Annotated in this window: 28 protein-coding genes and 6 pseudogenes; 16 read left to right on the forward strand and 18 right to left on the reverse strand. The window is 22.9% G+C overall.

What is annotated here, in order from left to right; genetic code table 4:
* Positions 1-125 precede the first annotated feature (125 nt).
* The 7 genes from AAHH39_RS08060 to AAHH39_RS08090 all read right to left on the reverse strand — a co-directional run bounded on the left by AAHH39_RS08060 (position 126) and on the right by AAHH39_RS08090 (position 7,328).
* Positions 126-281: an HNH endonuclease signature motif containing protein gene (locus AAHH39_RS08060; RefSeq protein WP_342217691.1), complete on the reverse strand. Its 156-nt coding sequence runs from the start codon at positions 279-281 to the stop codon at positions 126-128.
* Positions 282-500: 219 nt separating this feature from the next.
* Positions 501-2,903, reverse strand: coding sequence for an extracellular solute-binding protein (locus AAHH39_RS08065; RefSeq protein WP_342217692.1), 2,403 nt, complete (start codon positions 2,901-2,903; stop codon positions 501-503).
* Entirely contained in the window at positions 2,903-4,006 is a 1,104-nt protein-coding gene (gene potB, locus AAHH39_RS08070) for a spermidine/putrescine ABC transporter permease (RefSeq protein WP_342217693.1), read from the reverse strand. Before potB ends, AAHH39_RS08065 begins: the two co-directional genes overlap by 1 nt.
* Position 4,007: 1 nt before the next feature.
* Positions 4,008-5,060 carry a spermidine/putrescine ABC transporter ATP-binding protein gene (gene potA, locus AAHH39_RS08075; RefSeq protein WP_286640486.1) on the reverse strand — a complete coding sequence of 351 codons (1,053 nt, stop codon included), beginning with the start codon at positions 5,058-5,060 and terminating at the stop codon, positions 4,008-4,010.
* 20 nt (positions 5,061-5,080) lie between these two features.
* Positions 5,081-5,614, reverse strand: coding sequence for an XRE family transcriptional regulator (locus AAHH39_RS08080; RefSeq protein ID WP_342217694.1), 534 nt, complete (start codon positions 5,612-5,614; stop codon positions 5,081-5,083).
* 138 nt (positions 5,615-5,752) lie between these two features.
* A complete protein-coding gene (locus tag AAHH39_RS08085; RefSeq protein ID WP_342217695.1) occupies positions 5,753-6,697 on the reverse strand; it encodes an IS30 family transposase in 945 nt (314 codons plus the stop codon).
* Between the two features lie 307 nt (positions 6,698-7,004).
* Positions 7,005-7,328, reverse strand: a complete 324-nt coding sequence (locus AAHH39_RS08090) for an NAD(P)-dependent oxidoreductase (protein ID WP_342217696.1) — start codon at positions 7,326-7,328, stop codon at positions 7,005-7,007.
* A gap of 169 nt (positions 7,329-7,497) precedes the next feature.
* On the opposite strand from AAHH39_RS08090, the pseudogene AAHH39_RS08095 reads away from it, so the two are divergent.
* A pseudogene (locus AAHH39_RS08095) lies at positions 7,498-7,737 on the forward strand (transposase); the annotation flags it as partial.
* Between the two features lie 40 nt (positions 7,738-7,777).
* Here the strand turns inward: AAHH39_RS08095 and AAHH39_RS08100 are convergent.
* The 5 genes from AAHH39_RS08100 to AAHH39_RS08120 form a co-directional block, all read right to left on the reverse strand.
* Positions 7,778-9,016, reverse strand: a complete 1,239-nt coding sequence (locus AAHH39_RS08100) for an IS256 family transposase (RefSeq protein WP_342219339.1) — start codon at positions 9,014-9,016, stop codon at positions 7,778-7,780.
* A gap of 116 nt (positions 9,017-9,132) precedes the next feature.
* Complete coding sequence (locus AAHH39_RS08105) at positions 9,133-9,357, reverse strand: hypothetical protein (protein WP_342217698.1); 225 nt, start codon at positions 9,355-9,357, stop codon at positions 9,133-9,135.
* Positions 9,347-10,006: a PD-(D/E)XK nuclease family protein gene (locus tag AAHH39_RS08110; RefSeq protein ID WP_342217699.1), complete on the reverse strand. Its 660-nt coding sequence runs from the start codon at positions 10,004-10,006 to the stop codon at positions 9,347-9,349. Before AAHH39_RS08110 ends, AAHH39_RS08105 begins: the two co-directional genes overlap by 11 nt.
* Entirely contained in the window at positions 9,999-10,121 is a 123-nt protein-coding gene (locus tag AAHH39_RS08115; protein WP_342217700.1) for a hypothetical protein, read from the reverse strand. Before AAHH39_RS08115 ends, AAHH39_RS08110 begins: the two co-directional genes overlap by 8 nt.
* Positions 10,122-10,139: 18 nt before the next feature.
* Positions 10,140-10,313: a hypothetical protein gene (locus tag AAHH39_RS08120; RefSeq protein ID WP_342217701.1), complete on the reverse strand. Its 174-nt coding sequence runs from the start codon at positions 10,311-10,313 to the stop codon at positions 10,140-10,142.
* 231 nt (positions 10,314-10,544) lie between these two features.
* Between AAHH39_RS08120 and AAHH39_RS08125 the strand changes: the two genes are divergently transcribed.
* The 4 genes from AAHH39_RS08125 (at position 10,545) to AAHH39_RS08140 (ending at position 14,391) form a co-directional block, all read left to right on the forward strand.
* Positions 10,545-11,489: an IS30 family transposase gene (locus AAHH39_RS08125; protein ID WP_342217458.1), complete on the forward strand. Its 945-nt coding sequence runs from the start codon at positions 10,545-10,547 to the stop codon at positions 11,487-11,489.
* 795 nt (positions 11,490-12,284) lie between these two features.
* The gene (thyA, locus tag AAHH39_RS08130) at positions 12,285-13,154 is read left to right on the forward strand and encodes a thymidylate synthase (protein ID WP_342217702.1); all 870 of its coding nucleotides are present in this window, start codon (positions 12,285-12,287) and stop codon (positions 13,152-13,154) included.
* Positions 13,154-13,645 carry a dihydrofolate reductase gene (locus AAHH39_RS08135; protein ID WP_338975326.1) on the forward strand — a complete coding sequence of 164 codons (492 nt, stop codon included), beginning with the start codon at positions 13,154-13,156 and terminating at the stop codon, positions 13,643-13,645. The genes thyA and AAHH39_RS08135 overlap by 1 nt, the downstream gene beginning before the upstream one ends.
* A 2-nt stretch (positions 13,646-13,647) precedes the next feature.
* Positions 13,648-14,391, forward strand: a complete 744-nt coding sequence (locus AAHH39_RS08140; RefSeq protein ID WP_342217703.1) for a lysophospholipid acyltransferase family protein — start codon at positions 13,648-13,650, stop codon at positions 14,389-14,391.
* A 231-nt stretch (positions 14,392-14,622) separates the two neighbouring features.
* Here the strand turns inward: AAHH39_RS08140 and AAHH39_RS08145 are convergent, their stop codons facing one another.
* Positions 14,623-15,741 carry an Mbov_0401 family ICE element transposase-like protein gene (locus AAHH39_RS08145; RefSeq protein ID WP_342217704.1) on the reverse strand — a complete coding sequence of 373 codons (1,119 nt, stop codon included), beginning with the start codon at positions 15,739-15,741 and terminating at the stop codon, positions 14,623-14,625.
* 295 nt (positions 15,742-16,036) lie between these two features.
* Here AAHH39_RS08145 and AAHH39_RS08150 point away from each other — a divergent pair, with 295 nt between their 5' ends.
* The 3 genes and pseudogenes from AAHH39_RS08150 to AAHH39_RS08160 all read left to right on the forward strand — a co-directional run bounded on the left by AAHH39_RS08150 (position 16,037) and on the right by AAHH39_RS08160 (position 17,475).
* Complete coding sequence (locus tag AAHH39_RS08150) at positions 16,037-16,318, forward strand: hypothetical protein (RefSeq protein WP_342217705.1); 282 nt, start codon at positions 16,037-16,039, stop codon at positions 16,316-16,318.
* 210 nt (positions 16,319-16,528) lie between these two features.
* Positions 16,529-17,287 (forward strand): annotated as a pseudogene (locus tag AAHH39_RS08155) (IS256 family transposase); the annotation flags it as partial.
* Positions 17,288-17,328: 41 nt separating this feature from the next.
* The gene (locus tag AAHH39_RS08160) at positions 17,329-17,475 is read left to right on the forward strand and encodes a hypothetical protein (RefSeq protein ID WP_342217707.1); all 147 of its coding nucleotides are present in this window, start codon (positions 17,329-17,331) and stop codon (positions 17,473-17,475) included.
* On the opposite strand, the gene AAHH39_RS08165 is transcribed toward AAHH39_RS08160, so the two are convergent.
* Together AAHH39_RS08165 and AAHH39_RS08170 are read right to left on the reverse strand one after the other, a co-directional pair.
* Positions 17,467-18,186, reverse strand: a complete 720-nt coding sequence (locus tag AAHH39_RS08165) for an IS30 family transposase (protein WP_342217708.1) — start codon at positions 18,184-18,186, stop codon at positions 17,467-17,469. The two genes, AAHH39_RS08160 and AAHH39_RS08165, sit on opposite strands and share 9 nt — an antisense overlap.
* Positions 18,187-18,327: 141 nt before the next feature.
* Positions 18,328-18,582: pseudogene (locus AAHH39_RS08170) on the reverse strand (helix-turn-helix domain-containing protein); the annotation flags it as partial.
* A 219-nt stretch (positions 18,583-18,801) separates the two neighbouring features.
* On the opposite strand from AAHH39_RS08170, the gene AAHH39_RS08175 reads away from it, so the two are divergent.
* The 5 genes and pseudogenes from AAHH39_RS08175 (at position 18,802) to AAHH39_RS08195 (ending at position 21,797) form a co-directional block, all read left to right on the forward strand.
* Positions 18,802-19,119, forward strand: a complete 318-nt coding sequence (locus tag AAHH39_RS08175; RefSeq protein ID WP_342217710.1) for a hypothetical protein — start codon at positions 18,802-18,804, stop codon at positions 19,117-19,119.
* 92 nt (positions 19,120-19,211) lie between these two features.
* A complete protein-coding gene (locus AAHH39_RS08180; RefSeq protein WP_342217711.1) occupies positions 19,212-20,105 on the forward strand; it encodes a hypothetical protein in 894 nt (297 codons plus the stop codon).
* Positions 20,106-20,255: 150 nt separating this feature from the next.
* Positions 20,256-20,435 carry a hypothetical protein gene (locus AAHH39_RS08185; protein WP_342217712.1) on the forward strand — a complete coding sequence of 60 codons (180 nt, stop codon included), beginning with the start codon at positions 20,256-20,258 and terminating at the stop codon, positions 20,433-20,435.
* 448 nt (positions 20,436-20,883) lie between these two features.
* Positions 20,884-21,609 (forward strand): annotated as a pseudogene (locus AAHH39_RS08190) (IS256 family transposase); the annotation flags it as partial.
* Between the two features lie 41 nt (positions 21,610-21,650).
* A complete protein-coding gene (locus AAHH39_RS08195; RefSeq protein WP_342217707.1) occupies positions 21,651-21,797 on the forward strand; it encodes a hypothetical protein in 147 nt (48 codons plus the stop codon).
* On the opposite strand, the gene AAHH39_RS08200 is transcribed toward AAHH39_RS08195, so the two are convergent.
* Entirely contained in the window at positions 21,789-22,508 is a 720-nt protein-coding gene (locus AAHH39_RS08200) for an IS30 family transposase (protein WP_342217714.1), read from the reverse strand. The genes AAHH39_RS08195 and AAHH39_RS08200 overlap by 9 nt on opposite strands.
* Before the next feature lie 141 nt (positions 22,509-22,649).
* Positions 22,650-22,904: pseudogene (locus tag AAHH39_RS08205) on the reverse strand (helix-turn-helix domain-containing protein); the annotation flags it as partial.
* Positions 22,905-23,217: 313 nt separating this feature from the next.
* Between AAHH39_RS08205 and AAHH39_RS08210 the strand changes: the two are divergent.
* The 3 genes and pseudogenes from AAHH39_RS08210 (at position 23,218) to AAHH39_RS08220 (ending at position 24,759) form a co-directional block, all read left to right on the forward strand.
* Positions 23,218-23,397: a hypothetical protein gene (locus AAHH39_RS08210; RefSeq protein WP_342217712.1), complete on the forward strand. Its 180-nt coding sequence runs from the start codon at positions 23,218-23,220 to the stop codon at positions 23,395-23,397.
* 448 nt (positions 23,398-23,845) lie between these two features.
* Positions 23,846-24,571 (forward strand): annotated as a pseudogene (locus tag AAHH39_RS08215) (IS256 family transposase); the annotation flags it as partial.
* Positions 24,572-24,612: 41 nt separating this feature from the next.
* Positions 24,613-24,759 (forward strand): hypothetical protein, encoded by a 147-nt coding sequence (locus AAHH39_RS08220; RefSeq protein ID WP_342217707.1) that lies wholly within the window; start codon positions 24,613-24,615, stop codon positions 24,757-24,759.
* Here AAHH39_RS08220 and AAHH39_RS08225 read toward each other — a convergent pair.
* Entirely contained in the window at positions 24,751-25,470 is a 720-nt protein-coding gene (locus AAHH39_RS08225) for an IS30 family transposase (RefSeq protein WP_342217708.1), read from the reverse strand. The two genes, AAHH39_RS08220 and AAHH39_RS08225, sit on opposite strands and share 9 nt — an antisense overlap.
* Positions 25,471-25,509: the final 39 nt, after the last annotated feature.

Here is a 25,509-nt window from a genome sequence, read left to right on the forward strand (position 1 = left end):
TATTTTTAATTAAAAAGAACACTAATAGTAAAATAATTTTCAAAATAATTTTTCTTAATTAAGATAAAAATTAAATTAAAAATTCAATGATTAAATTAAATATTCATTGAATTTTTAATTTATGATTAATTTTTTTTAATATTACATTCAACATGCATTGGTTGTAAATTTTCTAAACTATTATTATTTGGATCACCATCAATGTGATCAATATTTCAAGCAAATGCTGAAGTTGGTTGTTCACCTTGATAAGCACACCTTTTATCATTGGCAAACAACACCACGGACAAGGAGCTTGCACATTCAATGTTCAAAATTCAGATAATCCTTTAAAATATTTCTCCATTTTTTGAATAGAATAGTTTCATATTTTTTCTTTGTCTTCTTTTTCTCACTTTTTACGACGTGCCACAATGAATTAACCCCTTTCGTATTAAATTATACTATAAGTTACAATATTTTTTTATATTTTTTTAAACTTAATATTACAATTTATTTTATTAACGTACTAATAATCTATTATAAGCAGTTTGCATTTGTGGGTCAAAACTACGAGTATATAAACCGTTAAAATATCCTTCGTGATGCTTACTTCGATCTAATGGATCGGGTAATTGACCATTTTTTGGAATATATACATGCTTTCAAATTTCTGCTGAAAAATTAGTACTAACTTCATCCATGGCTGCTTGTAAAGGTGAGGTATAACCAAATTCACTACTTAAATCAACTTGTGTTTGTTTTTGCATTATATAATTAATAAATTTAAAAGCTAAATCTTTATGAGGAGAATCTTTACTAATTACCATATCATCATTTCAAACATTAGTCCCCATATATGGTCTAACAACAAGGTACTTACCATTATAAGAATCAGGATCATCAGCAATTGCAGATAATAAATCACCGTTATACATCATTGCTACATCCCACTTATTTTCATTACTAATTTCATCAACAATATCATCATTTAATAATTTTGTATTTTTATTTTTGATAACTGGTTCTAACCAATCACTTGCATCTTTAATTTCAATTGGACTATGAGCATTAATATTATCATGAAAATCATTTCCTACTTGACTATATTGACCTGAACCGTTATTTTCTCCTCATTTATTTTTATAGTGTAAATCAGTAAGCGCAGTCATAAATAAGTTATGCATATCATCATTTAAAACGATACGTTTACCCAATTTTGCAGCGTCTGTTAAAACACTTCATTGAACATTTGAACCATCAGCCTCAATACCAATATCACTAAGATTATTTGCATTAGTAGTATTAATTACTAATACAACATCACCTCAAAAATAAGGAATACTATAACTATTTAAACCAAATTCATTTAAAATTCCATCACTATTTTCAACTCGATAATTATTCATTAATTCATATAAATCATGATTAATATCTTCTTTGGGATTAAAATCAATTCTACTATCATACTCAATATCGCCTGCAGAATTTTTTGATGCAATTGGAAAAAGTCTATCTTCACTTGCTAATTTAGCCACCATATAATCACTAGGAACCATTACATCATAACTAGTAGTATACAATTTAGCATACAATGATTCATTATCATCAAAAGTTGAATATTTTATTTTAACTTGATATTTATTTTGAAATTCTTTTAAAATATTGGGATTCATATATTCACCTCAATTAGCAATTGATAAATCATAAACATTAGTATAAATGTAGAAAGCACCCAAAATAATAAAACTTGATAATAAGATGATACTAGTCATAATTAATTTTCACGGTCATAGTAAAAAACGATATTTCTCTCTTCTTGATTTTGAGCGTTCTTCTTTTAACTCTTTCTTTTTTTTAATCTTATTCTTTATATGTTCAATTCAAATTGATTCCATCTCAAGTTTTGCTTCAAGTTTAGAAATTTGATTAATAAGTTTCGGGTGATTTTTAATATAATCTTGAATTTTAATAATATCTTGCTCAGTTACAATTTCAAAATTACCATCACTATATAATGATTTACGTTTTCTACTTTTACCCTTAACCTTTTTATAGTTAAAACCATTTAATTGTAAATAATATTTAGTTAACAACTTCTCAGTTTTAATAATTTTTTTATCATGATAAATACCTTTATCAATTTTTTCATTACGTTGTTTAATTTGTTTTTTGCAAAGAACATAAGTATTTCAAGAAATAATAAGTACTGCAATTAATAAAATAATTATTGTTGAAAAAGCATTAATATAAGGCTTAATTCGTTTTAAAGAATAAATAAAAGTTGAAACGTTAGAAGTATTACCGCCAGTAAAATAAGAAATTAAAAAATCATCAAAACTCATAGCAAAAGCAATAGCTGCTCCAGCAATTATTGCTGGTTTAATTGTTGGTAATACAATTTTACGTAACGTATATCAAGGTGTCGCACCTAAATCTTGACTTGCTTCTAATTGTGACATATTTATTGATCTAATTTTTGGTAAAACAGTAATAATAACATAAGGAATATTAAAAGAAATATGAGCGAAAATTAATGTTCCAAGACCAAAACTAAAACCAAATGCCATAAATAATAACATTAAAGAAACAGCAGTAACAATATCAGCATTAACTAAAGGAATATTAGTAATCCCTAAAGTAATATTACGTGTTATTTTTTTTGTTTTACTTAAACCCAAAGCAGCAAAAGTACCAATAATAACAGCAACAAAAGTGGAAATAAAAGCAACAATTAATGTTACACTAACCGATTCTCAAAGTTCACTTTGTTGAAATAAATCGTAATAAGGTTGCAATGATCAAGAATTTCAACTGCGAACTGAATCGCCACCATTAAAAGAAAATATCATTAAAACTAAAATTGGAGTATAAAATAATAAAAAGATAATAGCTAAATAACTATTTTTAAAAAAAGATCTCATTAATTAATACCTCCTATTTTTTTACCAGTAGCTCAACTACCAATCACTTTTAAAGTAAAAATAATAATTAAAACAATAATACCTAAAATAACAGAAATAGCAGCACCATAAGCAAAATTAGCACCACGATAAAAATATGATTCAATAATATTTGCAATTAAAATAGTTTTTCCTTCACCAATATATTTAACTACTACTAGTGAAGTCATAGCACTTAACATCATCAAAGTAAAACCAGAAACAATACCAGGCACTGAAAAACGAAAGGTAACTTTTCAAAATGTTTTCATCTTAGAAGCTCCTAAATCTTGACTTGCTTCTAATAAATTGCGATCTGTTTTTTCTAAAGAATTATAAATTGGTAAAATAACGAAAGGCATAAACATATAAACCATTGCTAAAATAATACCAATTGGAGTTCCTAATAAAACATTAGGACCTAAAATACTAAAAATAATTTGTAATCCAATTGTACGTAATAAAATGTTAATTCAAATTGGTAAAGTAACTAAAACTCAAATATTTTTTGAAGCAATTTTTGTTGACATAAAAGCCATAATATAAGCAATGGGATAACCAAAAATAACAGCAATTAAAGTGGCAACAAATGAATAACCAATAGAACGTAATAAAACCATAACATAGCTATTTTCTTTAAAAAAATCATTAAAATTACTAAATGTAAAACGAAATATTCAAGCATTATTAGTTGCTTTAATAATTGAATATAAAATTACAATTAATAATGGCAATACAATTAAAATTACCATCACCAATAAATATGGATAAGCAAGCGTAACTCATGATTTAAAACCAAAATTTACTGATTTATCTTTGATTTTATTTTTAATAAAACTTATTTTTTGGTTTGTTTTTTTTCAACATAACAATGCTTTTTTCTTTTTTACTCGTTTCATTTTCGATTTATTTTTTGCTACTTCTTGTAAAGAAACATTATTTTTTTTAAGTTTAAACCATTTTTTAAATCTATACTTTTTTTTATTTTGATTATCAATAATTTTTTCTGGATTTGAATTATTAACTAACATATCTTGTGATTTTAAAATTTGTGTTTTAATATTACGTTTAAACAAATTTTTCATTTTACTCTTCAATTTCCTTTCACATAACATGAATATCTTCAACATTTCATTTTAAACCAACACGGTTACCTACTTCAAAATTATCAGTAGTATGAACTATCCATTTGCGTTTATTAGCAATAATTTCAATTTCTCATAATAATCCTTTAAAAGCAATAGTTTTAATAGTTCCATCAAAAAAACCACTACCTGCATTAACTAAATCAATATCTTCTGGTCGAATAACAATATCAATATTACGTTCTTGTTCACCAAAACCAGTATCAGAGCATGCAAATTTTTTACCGTCAAAACGAACACAATAATCATTAACAAATACACCATTTTCAATAACATTCGAGCTACCAACAAACTGTGATGTTCATTTATTTTCAGGCTCATTGTAAATATCTTGTGGTGTCCCAATTTGTTGAATTTGACCTTGATTTAAAACAACTACCCGATCTGACATAATAAATGCTTCTTCTTGATCATGAGTAATAAAGATAAAAGTAATATTAATTTCTTCTTGAATTTTTTTTAATTCTACTTGCATTTGTTGACGTAATTTCAAATCCAAAGCAGCAAAAGGTTCATCTAATAATAAAATTTTAGGATTAAGAACTAATGCTCTAGCTACTGCTACTCTTTGTTTTTGACCACCAGATAAATCATTAACATCTTTATCTTCCATACCATTTAATTTAACCAAATCTAAAGCTTTTTTAACTTCTTTTTTAATTTTTTCACGATCAATTTTTCTTAACTTTAAACCATAAGCAATATTATCAAAAACATTTAAATGTGGAAATAAAGCATAATTTTGAAAAATAGTATTTATTTCTCTTTTATGAATTGGAATTTTAGTTAAATCCTTACCTTTAAACAATAATTGACCATTGTTTGGTTGTTCAAAACCAGCAATAATCCTTAATAATGTTGTTTTACCACAACCACTAGGACCAAGAATGGTAAGAAATTCACCTTCATGAATATTTAAACTAATTCCTTTTAAAACAACTTTACCATCATATTCTTTGGTAATATTACGTAATTCTAAAATATTTACACTCATAATTTCCTCCTTTAAATGGTTTAAAAAATTGGCGGATTTGAAACTCATAAAATAGTTGCAATTGAATTATTGGGATTTTCTAAATAATGTTTTTCATTACCTTTAATATAAAATGCTTCATTAGCTACTGCTTTTACTCTAGTTGCACCATAATGAACAAATACTGTTCCACTTAATACATATCCAAAGATTTGACCTTGAAATGGCGAAATTTTATTTGAATTACCAAATGGTTTTAAAGTTAAAATTACTGGTTCTAATGTTAATTTTTGAGCATTAGGAATAATTCATTTTATTTGATAATCTTCTTCGTCACTAACAGTAACATCTTGTGATTTAAAAACTATTTTTTCTTTTACTTCACCAGCAAAAAAAGTTGATAATGGACAATCAAAAATGTCTAAAATACTTTTTAGTGTTTCAATACTAGGTGAAGAAACATCATGCTCTAACTGACTAATAAATCCCTTTGATAAATCACAACGTTTCCCTAACTCTTCCATAGTTAAATTGTGTTTCAATCTTAAAGTTTTTAACTTTCTTCCAATTTTCATATTGATTATTTTCTCCTTTTGTTTATTTATACTAAACTTTAAGTTAAATAATACAAATAAAATTATATAATATTTTTTTAAAAAAACAATTATTTATTTTATTTTTACCTGAATTGTAAATATAAATGGGACAGTTTTTTAAAATAATTGTATTAAATCTATTGGTCTTTTATAAGATAGTGATTTTCTGGGTGTAGAATTAATTTGAAATGCTATAGTATTTAAATCTTTTTGTTTATATGAAGATAGATCTGTAGATTTTGGTAAATATCTTCTTAAAATACTATTATTATTTTCATTTAAACCTCTTTGACAAGGTTTACCAGGATCTGCAAAATAAATCTTAACATTACAATTTTTTTCGATTAATTTTCATTTACTAAATTCTTTACCACGATCAAAAGTAATAGTTTTAACTGTTCCTTTTTGTAACTTTGAAATAAATTTTATTATACTTTTTGTAATATTTTCTGATTTATTATTTTTAGTTGCTAAAGGAATTGTGGTTTTTGATCATATATCAGCTAAAGTAATAATAGAACTTTTATGATCTTTACCAATGATAGTATCACCTTCTAAATGACCAAATTCTTCTATATTTTTAATATTAGGAATGATTAAATTTCTTTCATGAATAGACTTACAATTATTAATTCTGCCCCTAGTTTCTTTTTGTTTGTGAGGTTTATTTTTTCCTTTTCTCAATAAGTTATTTTCATCAAAACCCATTCGATTTGTTTTAAACATGTTATATAAAGTTTTTGTTGAAATACTTTTTATTTTATTTTCCTTTAAAAAATTAGCAATTATATCAAGAGCATAATTTTTAGTAATTAACAAATGATTAATAGTATTAATTTCTATTAAAGTTAAAATTATTAATTTTCTACCTGCATTTTGTTTATTTTTTTGAATTTTATTCAATATTTCTAATGGTAATAAGTTTTGATTTAATAATCTACAAACTCTATGTACAGTTGATTTACTATAATCAATGGCTTTTGCTATTTTACGAATCGAAAATCCATAACTTTTATATTCTTTTATTGCTATTATTGATTCAATAGTCAGATACTTATACATTGTGCTAATTCCTTTCTTTTCTTAATTATAGAATTAACACAATTTAATTTTTATATAAGTGTCCTTTTTAATTTTACAATTCAGGTTTATTATTTAATTTTTCTCTTTTTTCTATAATGGGCATATCTTTTAATCTTCCTTATTTGAAATTTAGAATAAAAAAACCTATTTACTTTATTTTAAAGTAAATAGGTAAAAAACTTATATTAAGTTTGATGTTCTTATAACATAATACATTAGTATATATTAATATTCATATTATTTTTTTCATATACAGTATGTAAAATAACTATAATCAATTATTAAATTAAATTTTATTTTTACATTCTTGACCAGATAAAATTACTTTTAAATTTTCATAAGTAATTTCAATCATATTTTTAACAGCTTCATCAGTATACGATCCAATATGTGGTGTCACAATAACACGTGGATATAATGATAATAATTTATTTGTAATATTATCGGGAGTTGGTTTTCCAGCAAAATCTTTAAAAAAAACTTTGCTTTCATTTTCTAAAACATCCAAACCAACACCTTTTAAATGACCACTTTTAACTGCATCATAAACTGCTTGTAAATCCATTAATTCACCACGAGCTACATTAATTAAAACTGATCCAGGTTTCATTTTTGCTAAAAAATTCCTTTAATTTTGTAGAAAAGTAATGATACATGATAAAGTGTTATTTTTAGAGAATTTTTAGGCAATGTTTAGTAATCTGTGTAACTTACAAAAATAACTATGTTTAATTAATTCTAGTAAATATAATTAAATGACTAGAAAGAGTGAGTTACAGATGGCTAAAAAACAAAATATTAATAATAATGATCCAATATCAAAAGCAGTAGATTTATTATTAGAAAATACTGAAGATTTAACAACAGTTTTTAAAGAAGGGGGTTTATATAAAGAATTAACAAAACGTTTAGTTGAAAAAATGTTGAATTCTGAAATGCAAAATTATTTAGGATATGAAAAAAATCAACATAGTAATACTGAAAATGCTCGTAATGGTACAAGTTCAAAAAAATTAATGAGGCTTTTTAGAAATCTGTGTATCTTTGTTTTACAAAGTACTAGTTCAGATTAATTCTGTCTTCAAATTTTATCATAAAATGAGCAATTGCTGTATTTCAATTTTGAATAGGCAATGTTCATTTTTTTGTTATATTTTCAATTGCTAAATAAAATATTTTAAAAACTGACATATCATTAGGAAAAGCTTTTTTGTTTCTAATAACTTTTCGTAATTGACTATTAACAGATTCAATAGCATTTGTTGTATAAATTACTCTTTTGATTTCTGCAGGATAACTAATAAAAATCATCAAATTTTCTCAATTTTTATATCAAGATTTAGCAATTTGGGGATATTGTTTATTTCATTTACTTTCAAATGATTCTAAAGCTTGCATTGCTTGTTCTTCACTACATGCACTATAAATTGGTTTTAAATCTGTAACTAGAGTTTTTCGATGTTTGTATGAAACATATTTTAAACTATTTCGAATTTGATGAACAATGCATAATTGATGTTCTGTTTTAGGATAAACTGCTTGTATTGCTTCTGACATGCCTGTTAAATTATCACTACAAGCAATCAAAATATCATTTAAGCCTCGATTTTTCATTTCTGTGAAATTAGCTAATCAAAATTTAGCACCTTCATTTTCACTAATTCATAAGCCTAAAACATCTTTTTTACCTTCTAAATCAACTCCTAATGCTATATAAACTGATTTATTAATAATCTGTTTATCTTGTCGAACTTTAACTACTATACAATCAAAATAAACAATCGGATAAACGCTTTCTAATGGTCGATTTTGTCATGTTTTGACATCATCAATAACATCATCAGTAATTTGACTAATAACACTTTCACTAATATCAGCACCATGATATAACTCTTGTAACTGCATTCTAATGTCAGATAGAGTCATACCTTTTGCATATAGTGAAAGCACTTGTTGATCAAAACCATCAAATCTTTGCTGTCTTTTTGCAACTATTACAGGAGTAAAATCACTATTGCGATCTCTTGGTACATCAATCTCAATTTTACCTTGTTGAGTTATTAATTTTTTTGAACTTGTACCATTACGAGCATTTTCAGTATTACTATGTTGATTTTTTTCATATCCTAAATAATTTTGCATTTCAGAATTCAACATTTTTTCAACTAAACGTTTTGTTAATTCTTTATATAAACCCCCTTCTTTAAAAACTGTTGTTAAATCTCCAGTATTTTCTAATAATAAATCTACTGCTTTTGATATTGGATCATTATTATTAATATTTTGTTTTTTAGCCATCTGTAACTCACTCTTTCTAGTCATTTAATTATATTTACTAGAATTAATTAAACATAGTTATTTTTGTAAGTTACACAGATTACTAAACATTGCCGTTTTTTTTAATTGATTTTTCATTAATCATTTTTATTTCTTCTTAATCATTCTTTAATATTATTTTTTAAAATATTTAATTCTTTAATTTGACCTCTTAAAACATCTAATTCTCATACATTTATTTGACTTAAATTAATTTCTTCAATTTGATATTCTAAATATTCAATTCTAGCATTAAGATTTTTAACTAATAATTCATTAAAATTACATTTTTTATTTTTACAATATTCCAATTTATATTCCATTTTTATTTTCTCCTTTAAAATATTTTGTTTTTGCATTAAATAATTCAATTAATAATTCATTGGTTATTTCAATTTCTATTTCTTGTTGATTATTTTTATTAGTTAAATAAACATAAGTTTTATCTGATATATCAATGCCGATTTGCCCACTTTTAATCATTCAATAATAAGCAGTTAATTGTAATTTAATTCTTTGTAATTTATCTTCATCAATACAAGCATAAGTTTTATAATCTACTAAATAATATTTATTTTCTTTTTTATTTAAATAAACTAAATCTGGTGTTCCAGCAATTACATTATCATTAATAGGTTTTTCTATAATAAATTCATAATTATTTTTATCTTTAAATTTTTCTTTTAAAAACATAAGTGATTTTTTACAATAAGAATAATTTATATTATTAGTTACTGGTTTTAATTTTTTTAATAAATTATTAATAATATTTTCTTCATTAATATTTTGTAAATATAATTCATTAAGTTTATGAACTCATTTACCACGAACTGAAGCATTTTTTAATACTTCTGGTGCTATATGACTATAACCAAATCCTAAATAATTATCAATAATTCTAGAAACTGATATTAATTCTTTATCTTCTAAAAAATATTGATGAGTTTCTTTTTTAAAAATTAATTTACTCATATTTATTTCTACCTATTAATAATCAAAAACATTTATTACATAATCTATTACCAAAAGAAGATTGTTTTCTACATTTATCACAAGAACCAACCATTTTATATTCTCTATATTCCATAAATATTAATCCTTTCAATTAATGTTTAGAAGCAATAATTATTAATGTTAAAATCATAATAATTATTGTAATTGTTAAAAATATAATTCTACTTTTTCATTCTTTTTTATCTAATTCTTTTTTTGCTTTTATTAATTCAATTTCTTCTTTTATTAATTCAGTTTGTAATTCTTTATTGTCCTTTTCTTCCATTTTTATTTCCTTTCATTAATTAAGTTTTTCTTGATTTGGATATTGCATATCTAATTCAAATGCTAATATTTCATAATGTGTAATAAAAGCATTTTCTAATAAATGATGTTTATAATTTTTATGAAAATTATTTGCTTCCTTAAATGCCTGAATTGTAAAATTAAAAAGGACACTTATATAAAAATTAAATTGTGTTAATTCTATAATTAAGAAAAGAAAGGAATTAGCACAATGTATAAGTATCTGACTATTGAATCAATAATAGCAATAAAAGAATATAAAAGTTATGGATTTTCGATTCGTAAAATAGCAAAAGCCATTGATTATAGTAAATCAACTGTACATAGAGTTTGTAGATTATTAAATCAAAACTTATTACCATTAGAAATATTGAATAAAATTCAAAAAAATAAACAAAATGCAGGTAGAAAATTAATAATTTTAACTTTAATAGAAATTAATACTATTAATCATTTGTTAATTACTAAAAATTATGCTCTTGATATAATTGCTAATTTTTTAAAGGAAAATAAAATAAAAAGTATTTCAACAAAAACTTTATATAACATGTTTAAAACAAATCGAATGGGTTTTGATGAAAATAACTTATTGAGAAAAGGAAAAAATAAACCTCACAAACAAAAAGAAACTAGGGGCAGAATTAATAATTGTAAGTCTATTCATGAAAGAAATTTAATCATTCCTAATATTAAAAATATAGAAGAATTTGGTCATTTAGAGGGTGATACTATCATTGGTAAAGATCATAAAAGTTCTATTATTACTTTAGCTGATATATGATCAAAAACCACAATTCCTTTAGCAACTAAAAATAATAAATCAGAAAATATTACAAAAAGTATAATAAAATTTATTTCAAAGTTACAAAAAGGAACAGTTAAAACTATTACTTTTGATCGTGGTAAAGAATTTAGTAAATGAAAATTAATCGAAAAAAATTGTAATGTTAAGATTTATTTTGCAGATCCTGGTAAACCTTGTCAAAGAGGTTTAAATGAAAATAATAATGGTATTTTAAGAAGATATTTACCAAAATCTACAGATCTATCTTCATATAAACAAAAAGATTTAAATACTATAGCATTTCAAATTAATTCTACACCCAGAAAATCACTATCTTATAAAAGACCAATAGATTTAATACAATTATTTTAAAAAACTGTCCCATTTATATTTACAATTCAGGATGTATAAAAAACTTTATATTTTGTTTCATATGTATAATTAACTTTATATTTTATTAAATAAACGTATGTCATATTTATTTTTCTCCTTTTAAATTTATATTGTGTTATGATATTGTTAATAAGGTATGTATTTATATATAAAACCCCCTATTTTCTTAAATAATACAAATGTAATTGTTAATTAGATTAATGGGTTCTTTACTGAGCCATAATAAGGCTATTCAAATTAATCTATAATTACATTAAGCGATACAGTGTAACATTTTAACTTGCTTAACATTAAATGCTCTTTTATTCTGATATAGAAGTATTTACATAAAGTACTCACTATTAGACTTCTACGACAGTTTTATGAAGTTTTAATCTTTTAACAAAAAAAGAACGATAGTTATATCGTTCTTTGTTATCCAATTATGAATCTAAGGGTTAAAGTGATGCGCCCTTTGACCGCCCAAATTTTATTAGTAAAAATATTAAAAGTAATATAAAAGAAATAAGTAAGCTAGAACCAGAAATAACACCTATTCAACTAAATACTTCATTTTGACTCAATTTAATTTTCCTTTCAAATAACATGAAATATGATATTGATATTTAATTTTAATTATACATAGACATAATAAAAATTAAATATTTATTAAGTGTATTTTACAAATTTTTGAATATGTACATAAAATAAATAATAAAATTAAAACTTAGATAAAAAAATATTTTTTGTTAAAATATAATTGATTTAATTTGATTTATGAAAGAGGTAATGATTATGAAACAATATTTAGATTTATGTCAATATGTTTTAGAAAAAGGATATAAAAAAGCTGATAGAACAGGCACTGGTACTGTTTCTACTTTTGGTTATCAAATGCGTTTTGATTTACAAAAAGGTTTTCCCATATTAACTACAAAAAAAGTTCATTTTGCTTCTATTGTTCATGAGTTATTATGATTTATTGCTGGTGATACTAATATTGAATATTTAGTTAAAAATAATGTTAGAATTTGAAATGAGTGACCTTATAAGAAATTTATGGAAAGTAAAAAATATCAAAATGAAACTTTAGAAGAATTTGTTGAAAAAATTAAAACTGATCATCAATTCGCTCTTGAATTTGGTGATTTAGGACCTGTTTATGGTAGACAATGACGTAATTTTAATGGTGTTGATCAGTTGCAGGAGTTAATAGAAAATTTAAAAAACAATCCTTTTTCACGAAGACACATTTTATCAGCATGAAATCCTGCAGAAATTAAAAATATGGCACTACCACCATGTCATACTTTAATTCAATTTTACGTTTCTGATGATAAAAAATTATCTTGTCAATTATATCAACGTAGTGCAGATATTTTTTTAGGAGTTCCTTTTAATATTGCTTCTTATGCATTATTAACAATAATGTTAGCACAAATATGTGGCTATCAGTTAGGAGAATTTATTCATACTTTAGGTGATGTTCATATTTATAGTAATCATTTTTCACAAATTAATGAACAATTAAGTAGAAAACCAAAATCATTGCCAATTTTAGTTATTAATAAAAATATTACTAATTTATTTAATTTTAAATTTGAAGATTTTAAATTAGAACAATATGATCCATATCCGTTGATTAGAGGTCAGGTTGCAGTATAATGGTAATTTTAGTTTGAGCAATGACCAAAGAAAAGGTAATTGGTTTTAATAATAAATTGCCCTGAAAAATTAAAGAAGAAATGCAATATTTTCAGAGCATTACTTTAAATAAAAATGTATTAATGGGTTCAAAAACTTTTGAAAGTATTGGCAAGCCATTAAAAAATCGTTACAATATAGTTGTTACTAATCATCAAGAACGTTATCAACAATTTCTAAATGATAATAATATTACTTTCACAAATGATATTATTTCATATTTAAAACAATATCAAGGTAATAAAAAAACAGATATTTGTATTATTGGTGGTGCTGAAATTTATAAGCAGGCATGAGATTATGCTGATTATTTATATGTTTCAGTCATTAAAAATTTATATAATGGTGATCTTTTATTTCCTATTAGTAATTTTTCTGATTTTAAATTAATCAAAACAACAGAATTTGCAGAATTTGTGGCGAATGTGTATCAAAGAAAGGAAAAAAAATAATAATGAACATTTGAAAAGCAATTTTAACTTGACCTTATTTATTACAAACTTATAGTAAATCAGGTTCAATGACAAGAAAGGTATTAAAAGATCCAAGTTTAGTTTCTGAAGCAAAACGATATATTTGATTGAAAAAACGTGTGCGTTATATTAAATGATTATATAATATTAAATTAACCGTTCATAACATTGAAAATTGACCAAAAAGAAAAGGTTGTGTAATGGTTGCCAATCATCAATCAAATTTTGATCCATTATTAGTATTATCGGTAAATGATTATAGTTTATATGCACCTTTAGGTTTTATTGCAAAAGAAGAATTAAAAAAAAGCCATTTGGCACGAAGATTTATTTTTTTAATTGATGTTTTATTTATTGATCATAATAATCCACGCACAGCCGTTACGGCTTTTCAAGAAGCAAAGGAATTAATTAGAATTCCGCGTACAATGATGATTTTTCCAGAAGGAACAAGAAGTCATCAACAAGAAATGCAAGAATTTAAAGCAGGTGCTTTTAATATGGCATATCAATCTTATGTACCAATTATTCCTGTTACTATTATTAATTCTTATCAAATTTTTGATCGAAAATATAAAGGCAAAAAAGATATTCATCTTATTTTTCATAAGCTAATTGAGCCAAGTGAATTTATTAAATTATCTACTGATGTATTATCAAAGCAAGTATTTAATATTATTAAAAAAGGAATTGATGATTTTAGCAATAATAAAATGGGACGGTAACAAAAACGGAGGATATAATTACTTTTTAAACATTTCTTTTAAATTATAGACAAGAAATAATTGTAATTATATGCAATTGTAAGTAAATATTACTACTAAATTAAATTAATTTCAATTAAAATACAAATATTAAAAAATCAATAAGAAAATTTAATATAAATACACAACAAAAATTCTTATTAACTTTTAATTAATAAGTTTTTAATATTTTAATAAAAATAAAAATTTTGATTATGTTTTAGAATTCACAAGATTACACTTAAAAATAACCATTTTAATATAAATATCTATGCTATATGTTCTATTACCAAGCATTTCTTTTAAAATATATCAAATATTACTTTCAGCAAAAGTACCAATATTTCATTTTGCACCTTGATTTTCAATTCCTTGTTTATTATTTTTAAAATATTGTTTTTTTAATTTTTTATGATTTTTTAATATTTCATTCATATACTTTATTAATTCATCATATTGACCATTTTCAATAAAGTTTCTACAAGTATTATATTCTTCAAAATATTTTCCTTTGTTTCCAGCAATAATTCCTACATACAACTTTTTAACTAAATGGAATTTATCTAAAACAAATTGTGCATCTAAATAATTAGCAACATCTTTAATTCATTCTGCACTATCTCCACAAATAATAATTTTTGCTTTGTCAAAATTTTCAAAAAATCTATTTCCTTGTTCTAAAATAAATTCAGCAGTTTTTTGAACTCCAATTTTAGTTTTTGTTGGTCTTATTATTACATCTACTCTTTTATTAACTAATTTATGATTAACATTATCTGTACAAAATAACACTAAACGCATTGAATATTTACCAGAATTTCGTTTAAATTTTCAAAACTTTCGATGTCCATCATCAATACTAATATAAATAAATTGATTTGGTTCTAATTTTATTTTAGGAACATCTAATTTACTAACTTGATATTCTTGAAATAATCTACTAATACTTGTTGTGCTAAATTTTGTTTGTTTCATAGTATGTAAAATGTCAATATACCTTTTTCCATCTGCAAAATGTTCAATAACATTATTTTTGATATCTTGACAAGTCCTTTTGTATTTAGGTAATTGCAATTTTTCATCTAATAAACAAATAGGAACTCATTTTTTTAATTGTTCATCATAATATTTATAATCACGACATTTATAAGTAACAAGACCATTGATAGTATTTCTAGTTCTTGTTTTAATTTTAACGGGGATATATTTTCTATCTCTTTCTTTTAAGATTCTTCAATCTGTTTTTTCTCATTGATTTTTTACATCATCTCTAAATGATTGATACATTCTTTTTGTTGCTTCTTTTAAAGTTCATAAATAATTAAAACTCATATTTTTTCTCCTAACTTTTTTTAAATTTTAAATTTATTGTAAATATATTTAAAAAATTAATTTACTTTTTTATTATAAACATATATAAGTGTAATTTAAAATTAAATCAAAACTTTTTAAAAAACGACTTTCATATTTAAAATATAATAAACAATTTCAATATAATTAATAGTATAGGTATCATAAAATAAACGCCTTTAATTTAGGTTTTATTTTGCATTTAAAAGCATACTTGTAAAAATAATCAAAAATAGTACAATTTATAAGTAAAATTAAGGGAAAAGGAGAATAAATTATGATTAACAAAGAAAAAGAAAAAGAATTTTGAAAAAAATATGAAAAGCATATCAAAGATAATAAATGTCAGTTTGTAATGTCAAAATTTTGTAATAGACCTGCTAACAGAAATTGTATAATGTGTGATTATCCTGCTTGTGCCTATTGTTTTAGATTAAAGATGAATGATAGATATTCACGTTTTTGTTTTAATTGTTTAAAAGATACTTTTGAAGAAGAAGATATTGAAAAGTTCATGGATATGCTTTTAACAGACAACAATACAAAAAACTTACATTAATAGTAAAAAAAGGAGTAATTAAAATGCAAGATAGTAAAGAAATATTAAAAAATATACAAAATGAAGTTAAACAACAACAAGAAAAAATAAACTCTAAAATAAAAAAATGAATAAAAGGCAATGTTTAGTAATCTGTGTAACTTACAAAAATAACTATGTTTAATTAATTCTAGTAAATATAATTAAATGACTAGAAAGAGTGAGTTACAGATGGCTAAAAAACAAAATATTAATAATAATGATTCAATATCAAAAGCAGTAGATTTATTATTAGAAAATACTGAAGATTTAACAACAGTTTTTAAAGAAGGGGGTTTATATAAAGAATTAACAAAACGTTTAGTTGAAAAAATGTTGAATTCTGAAATGCAAAATTATTTAGGATATGAAAAAAATCAACATAGTAATACTGAAAATGCTCGTAATGGTACAAGTTCAAAAAAATTAATAACTCAACAAGGTAAAATTGAGATTGATGTACCAAGAGATCGCAATAGTGATTTTACTCCTTTAATAGTTGCAAAAAGACAGCGAAGATTTGATGGTTTTGATCAACAAGTGCTTTCACTATATGCAAAAGGTATGACTCTATCTGACATTAGAATGCAGTTACAAGAGTTATATCATGGTGCTGATATTAGTGAAAGTGTTATTAGTCAAATTACTGATGATGTTATTGATGATGTCAAAGCATGACAAAATCGACCATTAGAAAGCGTTTATCCGATTGTTTATTTTGATTGTATAGTAGTTAAAGTTCGACAAGATAAACGGATTATTAATAAATCAGTTTATATAGCATTAGGAGTTGATTTAGAAGGTAAAAAAGATGTTTTAGGCTTATGAATTAGTGAAAATGAAGGTGCTAAATTTTGATTAGCTAATTTCACAGAAATGAAAAATTGAGGCTTAAATGATATTTTGATTGCTTGTAGTGATAATTTAACAGGCATGTCAGAAGCAATACAGTAACTAATAATATAAATTATTCTTATTGTAAAAAATCACTTATGTTTTTAAAAGAAAAATTTAAAGATAAAAATAATTATGAATTTATTATAGAAAAACCTATTAATGATAATGTAATTGCTGGAACACCAGATTTAGTTTATTTAAACCTGAATTGTAAATATAAATGGGACAGTTTTTTAAAATAATTGTATTAAATCTATTGGTCTTTTATAAGATAGTGATTTTCTGGGTGTAGAATTAATTTGAAATGCTATAGTATTTAAATCTTTTTGTTTATATGAAGATAGATCTGTAGATTTTGGTAAATATCTTCTTAAAATACCATTATTATTTTCATTTAAACCTCTTTGACAAGGTTTACTAGGATCTGCAAAATAAATCTTAACATTACAATTTTTTTCGATTAATTTTCATTTACTAAATTCTTTACCACGATCAAAAGTAATAGTTTTAACTGTTCCTTTTTGTAACTTTGAAATAAATTTTATTATACTTTTTGTAATATTTTCTGATTTATTATTTTTAGTTGCTAAAGGAATTGTGGTTTTTGATCATATATCAGCTAAAGTAATAATAGAACTTTTATGATCTTTACCAATGATAGTATCACCCTCTAAATGACCAAATTCTTCTATATTTTTAATATTAGGAATGATTAAATTTCTTTCATGAATAGACTTACAATTATTAATTCTGCCCCTAGTTTCTTTTTGTTTGTGAGGTTTATTTTTTCCTTTTCTCAATAAGTTATTTTCATCAAAACCCATTCGATTTGTTTTAAACATGTTATATAAAGTTTTTGTTGAAATACTTTTTATTTTATTTTCCTTTAAAAAATTAGCAATTATATCAAGAGCATAATTTTTCTTTAATTTTGTAGAAAAGTAATGATACATGATAAAGTGTTATTTTTAGAGAATTTTTACACTAAATAATGTTACTTTTAACAAATTTTTAATTAAAAATAATATTTTAAGTGTAAATTGATGAATAATTTTTGGTCATCCATACTTTTCTACATAATTAAAATAATTTTTAGTAATTAACAAATGATTAATAGTATTAATTTCTATTAAAGTTAAAATTATTAATTTTCTACCTGCATTTTGTTTATTTTTTTGAATTTTATTCAATATTTCTAATGGTAATAAGTTTTGATTTAATAATCTACAAACTCTATGTACAGTTGATTTACTATAATCAATGGCTTTTGCTATTTTACGAATCGAAAATCCATAACTTTTATATTCTTTTATTGCTATTATTGATTCAATAGTCAGATACTTATACATTGTGCTAATTCCTTTCTTTTCTTAATTATAGAATTAACACAATTTAATTTTTATATAAGTGTCCTTTTTAATTTTACAATTCAGGATGATAAAAAAATAGTAACTATAGAAGCATCAGAAATAAATTTTGATATTAATACTAAAAAACAATTGCAAAAAATCAGATATTTTTTAGATAAACATGATTGAAGTATTTATTTTTTTGAATTACAAAAATTGATGCATGAACAAATAATTAAATTATTAGATTGAAAAAATAAATCACTTAATTATAATTCTTACATTGAAATTTTAAATCAAAAATTAAGTTTTTATATTAATGATTTAAATATTGTAAAAAATTATAATGAAACCATTAAACAAATAAATTTATACCGTAATCTTTTATCAAAAGCTACGTCAATAATTCCTAGTAATACAATTGAATGAAATTTTATCAATGATTTAACTAAAAAATTAATAGCATGAAAATTATATTTTTCTTTAACAGAATTAATTAATTGTTTTAATTTGCTTTTAGATAAAAAAAATATATAATGTAAATATAAAATGTGTATATAGTTTTTAACCCATTGCTTTGTTTTATTAAAAGTAAATGGGTTTTATGCTTTTAAAAAGGAGTGAAAAACATGCCAAATACAAAGGAAAATCAAATTTGATTAGTTCAAGATAAAGTTGATTTTAAAACTTTAAAAGATAAAGTTATTTTTATAGAACAAAATTATTTATTAGATATTGATAATTCTATAAAATCAAAACTTAATAGCAATGGTGATAATGATAAACATATTGAATTTAATTCTGTTTTTGAAACTATTAATAATATAAAATTACAATTAAATTTATTACGAACTAATTTAAAACCTTTAAAAAAAAGAATTGTTAAAAATTTAGAAAGTAAAAAAATAAATTTTTTTAAAAATTTTGTGATTAGATTTTTTACTTTTGGAAAAATTAATAGAAACAGAGACATTAAAAATGAGATATCAAACTTTAATTTTAATTACCAATATATAAAAAATAAATGTGAAAATGTAGTTGAAAAATTAAATGATAAAGCAAATGAACTTTTATGTGAGATAGAAAAAAGACATTATGATATAAAAATAGAAAGAGACCAATTAAAACAATCAAATCGCAAACTTGAAACACTAATTGAAAGTGGGAAAGAAAAAATAAAACAATTAGAAAGTAACATGCAAGAAAATCGAAACAAAATTAGTAAATTAGAGCAAGAAAATCAAGAACATATGAATTTTATAGATAGTAAAAATATTAAATTTGATAGTCAATGTGTGACTTTAGAAAATATTATTAGAAGTCAAAAAGAAGAAATTGAATTTCATATGAAACAAAATCAAGAATTAAAACAAGAAATTAAATTAAGAGATTCTGGAATTGAAAGTGCTTCTGAGGTATTTGATTCAGATATAGATAGTTTTAATAAAGATAAAATAAATGTAGAACAAAACAAGCATATGACAAAAAAAAGAATTAAGGCACGAATTGTACAAATAAATTAATTCTTTGTAGATAACTCTTTTTGAAAAGAGTTATCTTTTTTTCTTTTATCTTTTGTTTTTTTTGAAAAAAATTTTATACTATTTGTGGATATTTTACAATGTAGAAAAAAATAATCTAAATTTTTTCTATTAAAAGGAGCATATTTTGTTATGGATAAAGAAGCAAAAGAAAAAGAAAAAAAATTATTACATGAAGCAAAACAACAAATTAGAAAACTTGATTTATTACTTGCTGAAAGCGAAAGACAAGCTGAGAGATTAAAAAACTTACAAGATTCAAAATCATCAGTAAGTAAATCTACTAAACTTTCTAAATCACCCAAAATGTAATTATTATTTGTTTTTAAATTAGAAAAGTATATAATAAAATCAAACTTAAAAATAAAAATGCAACAGACCTATTTACAAGATACCCTATTGCTGACAGGTTCCCTACTGAAGTCCAACCTGCATTTAAATTATATATTTTTTCATAATTTTTGGCAATGTTTAGTAATCTGTGTAACTTACAAAAATAACTATGTTTAATTAATTCTAGTAAATATAATTAAATGACTAGAAAGAGTGAGTTACAGATGGCTAAAAAACAAAATATTAATAATAATGATCCAATATCAAAGCAGTAGATTTATTATTAGAAAATACTTTTAATTATGTAGAAAAGTATGGATGACCAAAAATTATTCATCAATTTACACTTAAAATATTATTTTTAATTAAAAATTTGTTAAAAGTAACATTATTTAGTTTAAAAATTCTCTAAAAATAACACTTTATCATGTATCACTACTTTTCTAAAAAATTAAAGGAAAATACTGAAGATTTAACAACAGTTTTTAAAGAAGGGGGTTTATATAAAGAATTAACAAAACGTTTAGTTGAAAAAATGTTGAATTCTGAAATGCAAAATTATTTAGGATATGAAAAAAATCAACATAGTAATACTGAAAATGCTCGTAATGGTACAAGTTCAAAAAAATTAATAACTCAACAAGGTAAAATTGAGATTGATGTACCAAGAGATCGCAATAGTGATTTTACTCCTTTAATAGTTGCAAAAAGACAGCGAAGATTTGATGGTTTTGATCAACAAGTGCTTTCACTATATGCAAAAGGTATGACTCTATCTGACATTAGAATGCAGTTACAAGAGTTATATCATGGTGCTGATATTAGTGAAAGTGTTATTAGTCAAATTACTGATGATGTTATTGATGATGTCAAAGCATGACAAAATCGACCATTAGAAAGCGTTTATCCGATTGTTTATTTTGATTGTATAGTAGTTAAAGTTCGACAAGATAAACGGATTATTAATAAATCAGTTTATATAGCATTAGGAGTTGATTTAGAAGGTAAAAAAGATGTTTTAGGCTTATGAATTAGTGAAAATGAAGGTGCTAAATTTTGATTAGCTAATTTCACAGAAATGAAAAATTGAGGCTTAAATGATATTTTGATTGCTTGTAGTGATAATTTAACAGGCATGTCAGAAGCAATACAGTAACTAATAATATAAATTATTCTTATTGTAAAAAATCACTTATGTTTTTAAAAGAAAAATTTAAAGATAAAAATAATTATGAATTTATTATAGAAAAACCTATTAATGATAATGTAATTGCTGGAACACCAGATTTAGTTTATTTAAACCTGAATTGTAAATATAAATGGGACAGTTTTTTAAAATAATTGTATTAAATCTATTGGTCTTTTATAAGATAGTGATTTTCTGGGTGTAGAATTAATTTGAAATGCTATAGTATTTAAATCTTTTTGTTTATATGAAGATAGATCTGTAGATTTTGGTAAATATCTTCTTAAAATACCATTATTATTTTCATTTAAACCTCTTTGACAAGGTTTACTAGGATCTGCAAAATAAATCTTAACATTATAATTTTTTTCGATTAATTTTCATTTACTAAATTCTTTACCACGATCAAAAGTAATAGTTTTAACTGTTCCTTTTTGTAACTTTGAAATAAATTTTATTATACTTTTTGTAATATTTTCTGATTTATTATTTTTAGTTGCTAAAGGAATTGTGGTTTTTGATCATATATCAGCTAAAGTAATAATAGAACTTTTATGATCTTTACCAATGATAGTATCACCCTCTAAATGACCAAATTCTTCTATATTTTTAATATTAGGAATGATTAAATTTCTTTCATGAATAGACTTACAATTATTAATTCTGCCCCTAGTTTCTTTTTGTTTGTGAGGTTTATTTTTTCCTTTTCTCAATAAGTTATTTTCATCAAAACCCATTCGATTTGTTTTAAACATGTTATATAAAGTTTTTGTTGAAATACTTTTTATTTTATTTTCCTTTAAAAAATTAGCAATTATATCAAGAGCATAATTTTTCTTTAATTTTGTAGAAAAGTAATGATACATGATAAAGTGTTATTTTTAGAGAATTTTTACACTAAATAATGTTACTTTTAACAAATTTTTAATTAAAAATAATATTTTAAGTGTAAATTGATGAATAATTTTTGGTCATCCATACTTTTCTACATAATTAAAATAATTTTTAGTAATTAACAAATGATTAATAGTATTAATTTCTATTAAAGTTAAAATTATTAATTTTCTACCTGCATTTTGTTTATTTTTTTGAATTTTATTCAATATTTCTAATGGTAATAAGTTTTGATTTAATAATCTACAAACTCTATGTACAGTTGATTTACTATAATCAATGGCTTTTGCTATTTTACGAATCGAAAATCCATAACTTTTATATTCTTTTATTGCTATTATTGATTCAATAGTCAGATACTTATACATTGTGCTAATTCCTTTCTTTTCTTAATTATAGAATTAACACAATTTAATTTTTATATAAGTGTCCTTTTTAATTTTACAATTCAGGAAAGATAAAATAAATGTAGAACAAAACAAGCATATGACAAAAAAAAGAATTAAGGCACGAATTGTACAAATAAATTAATTCTTTGTAGATAACTCTTTTTGAAAAGAGTTATCTTTTTTTCTTTTATCTTTTGTTTTTTTTGAAAAAAATTTTATACTATTTGTGGATATTTTACAATGTAGAAAAAAATAATCTAAATTTTTTCTATTAAAAGGAGCATATTTTGTTATGGATAAAGAAGCAAAAGAAAAAGAAAAAAAATTATTACATGAAGCAAAACAACAAATTAGAAAACTTGATTTATTACTTGCTGAAAGCGAAAGACAAGCTGAGAGATTAAAAAACTTACAAGATTCAAAATCATCAGTAAGTAAATCTACTAAACTTTCTAAATCACCCAAAATGTAATTATTATTTGTTTTTAAATTAGAAAAGTATATAATAAAATCAAACTTAAAAATAAAAATGCAACAGACCTATTTACAAGATACCCTATTGCTGACAGGTTCCCTACTGAAGTCCAACCTGCATTTAAATTATATATTTTTTCATAATTTTTGGCAATGTTTAGTAATCTGTGTAACTTACAAAAATAACTATGTTTAATTAATTCTAGTAAATATAATTAAATGACTAGAAAGAGTGAGTTACAGATGGCTAAAAAACAAAATATTAATAATAATGATCCAATATCAAAGCAGTAGATTTATTATTAGAAAATACTTTTAATTATGTAGAAAAGTATGGATGACCAAAAATTATTCATCAATTTACACTTAAAATATTATTTTTAATTAAAAATTTGTTAAAAGTAACATTATTTAGTTTAAAAATTCTCTAAAAATAACACTTTATCATGTATCACTACTTTTCTAAAAAATTAAAGGAAAATACTGAAGATTTAACAACAGTTTTTAAAGAAGGGGGTTTATATAAAGAATTAACAAAACGTTTAGTTGAAAAAATGTTGAATTCTGAAATGCAAAATTATTTAGGATATGAAAAAAATCAACATAGTAATACTGAAAATGCTCGTAATGGTACAAGTTCAAAAAAATTAATAACTCAACAAGGTAAAATTGAGATTGATGTACCAAGAGATCGCAATAGTGATTTTACTCCTTTAATAGTTGCAAAAAGACAGCGAAGATTTGATGGTTTTGATCAACAAGTGCTTTCACTATATGCAAAAGGTATGACTCTATCTGACATTAGAATGCAGTTACAAGAGTTATATCATGGTGCTGATATTAGTGAAAGTGTTATTAGTCAAATTACTGATGATGTTATTGATGATGTCAAAGCATGACAAAATCGACCATTAGAAAGCGTTTATCCGATTGTTTATTTTGATTGTATAGTAGTTAAAGTTCGACAAGATAAACGGATTATTAATAAATCAGTTTATATAGCATTAGGAGTTGATTTAGAAGGTAAAAAAGATGTTTTAGGCTTATGAATTAGTGAAAATGAAGGTGCTAAATTTTGATTAGCTAATTTCACAGAAATGAAAAATTGAGGCTTAAATGATATTTTGATTGCTTGTAGTGATAATTTAACAGGCATGTCAGAAGCAATACAGTAACTAATAATATAAATTATTCTTATTGTAAAAAATCACTTATGTTTTTAAAAGAAAAATTTAAAGATAAAAATAATTATGAATTTATTATAGAAAAACCTATTAATGATAATGTAATTGCTGGAACACCAGATTTAGTTTATTTAAACCTGAATTGTAAATATAAATGGGACAGTTTTTTAAAATAATTGTATTAAATCTATTGGTCTTTTATAAGATAGTGATTTTCTGGGTGTAGAATTAATTTGAAATGCTATAGTATTTAAATCTTTTTGTTTATATGAAGATAGATCTGTAGATTTTGGTAAATATCTTCTTAAAATACCATTATTATTTTCATTTAAACCTCTTTGACAAGGTTTACTAGGATCTGCAAAATAAATCTTAACATTACAATTTTTTTCGATTAATTTTCATTTACTAAATTCTTTACCACGATCAAAAGTAATAGTTTTAACTGTTCCTTTTTGTAACTTTGAAATAAATTTTATTATACTTTTTGTAATATTTTCTGATTTATTATTTTTAGTTGCTAAAGGAATTGTGGTTTTTGATCATATATCAGCTAAAGTAATAATAGAACTTTTATGATCTTTACCAATGATAGTATCACCCTCTAAATGACCAAATTCTTCTATATTTTTAATATTAGGAATGATTAAATTTCTTTCATGAATAGACTTACAATTATTAATTCTGCCCCTAGTTTCTTTTTGTTTGTGAGGTTTATTTTTTCCTTTTCTCAATAAGTTATTTTCATCAAAACCCATTCGATTTGTTTTAAACATGTTATATAAAGTTTTTGTTGAAATACTTTTTATTTTATTTTCCTTTAAAAAATTAGCAATTATATCAAGAGCATAATTTTTCTTTAATTTTGTAGAAAAGTAATGATACATGATAAAGTGTTATTTTTAGAGAATTTTTACACTAAATAA

The sequence above is a fragment of the Spiroplasma endosymbiont of Amphimallon solstitiale genome, from assembly GCF_964030965.1.
GTDB lineage: Bacteria > Bacillota_I > Bacilli_A > Mycoplasmatales > VBWQ01 > Spiroplasma_E.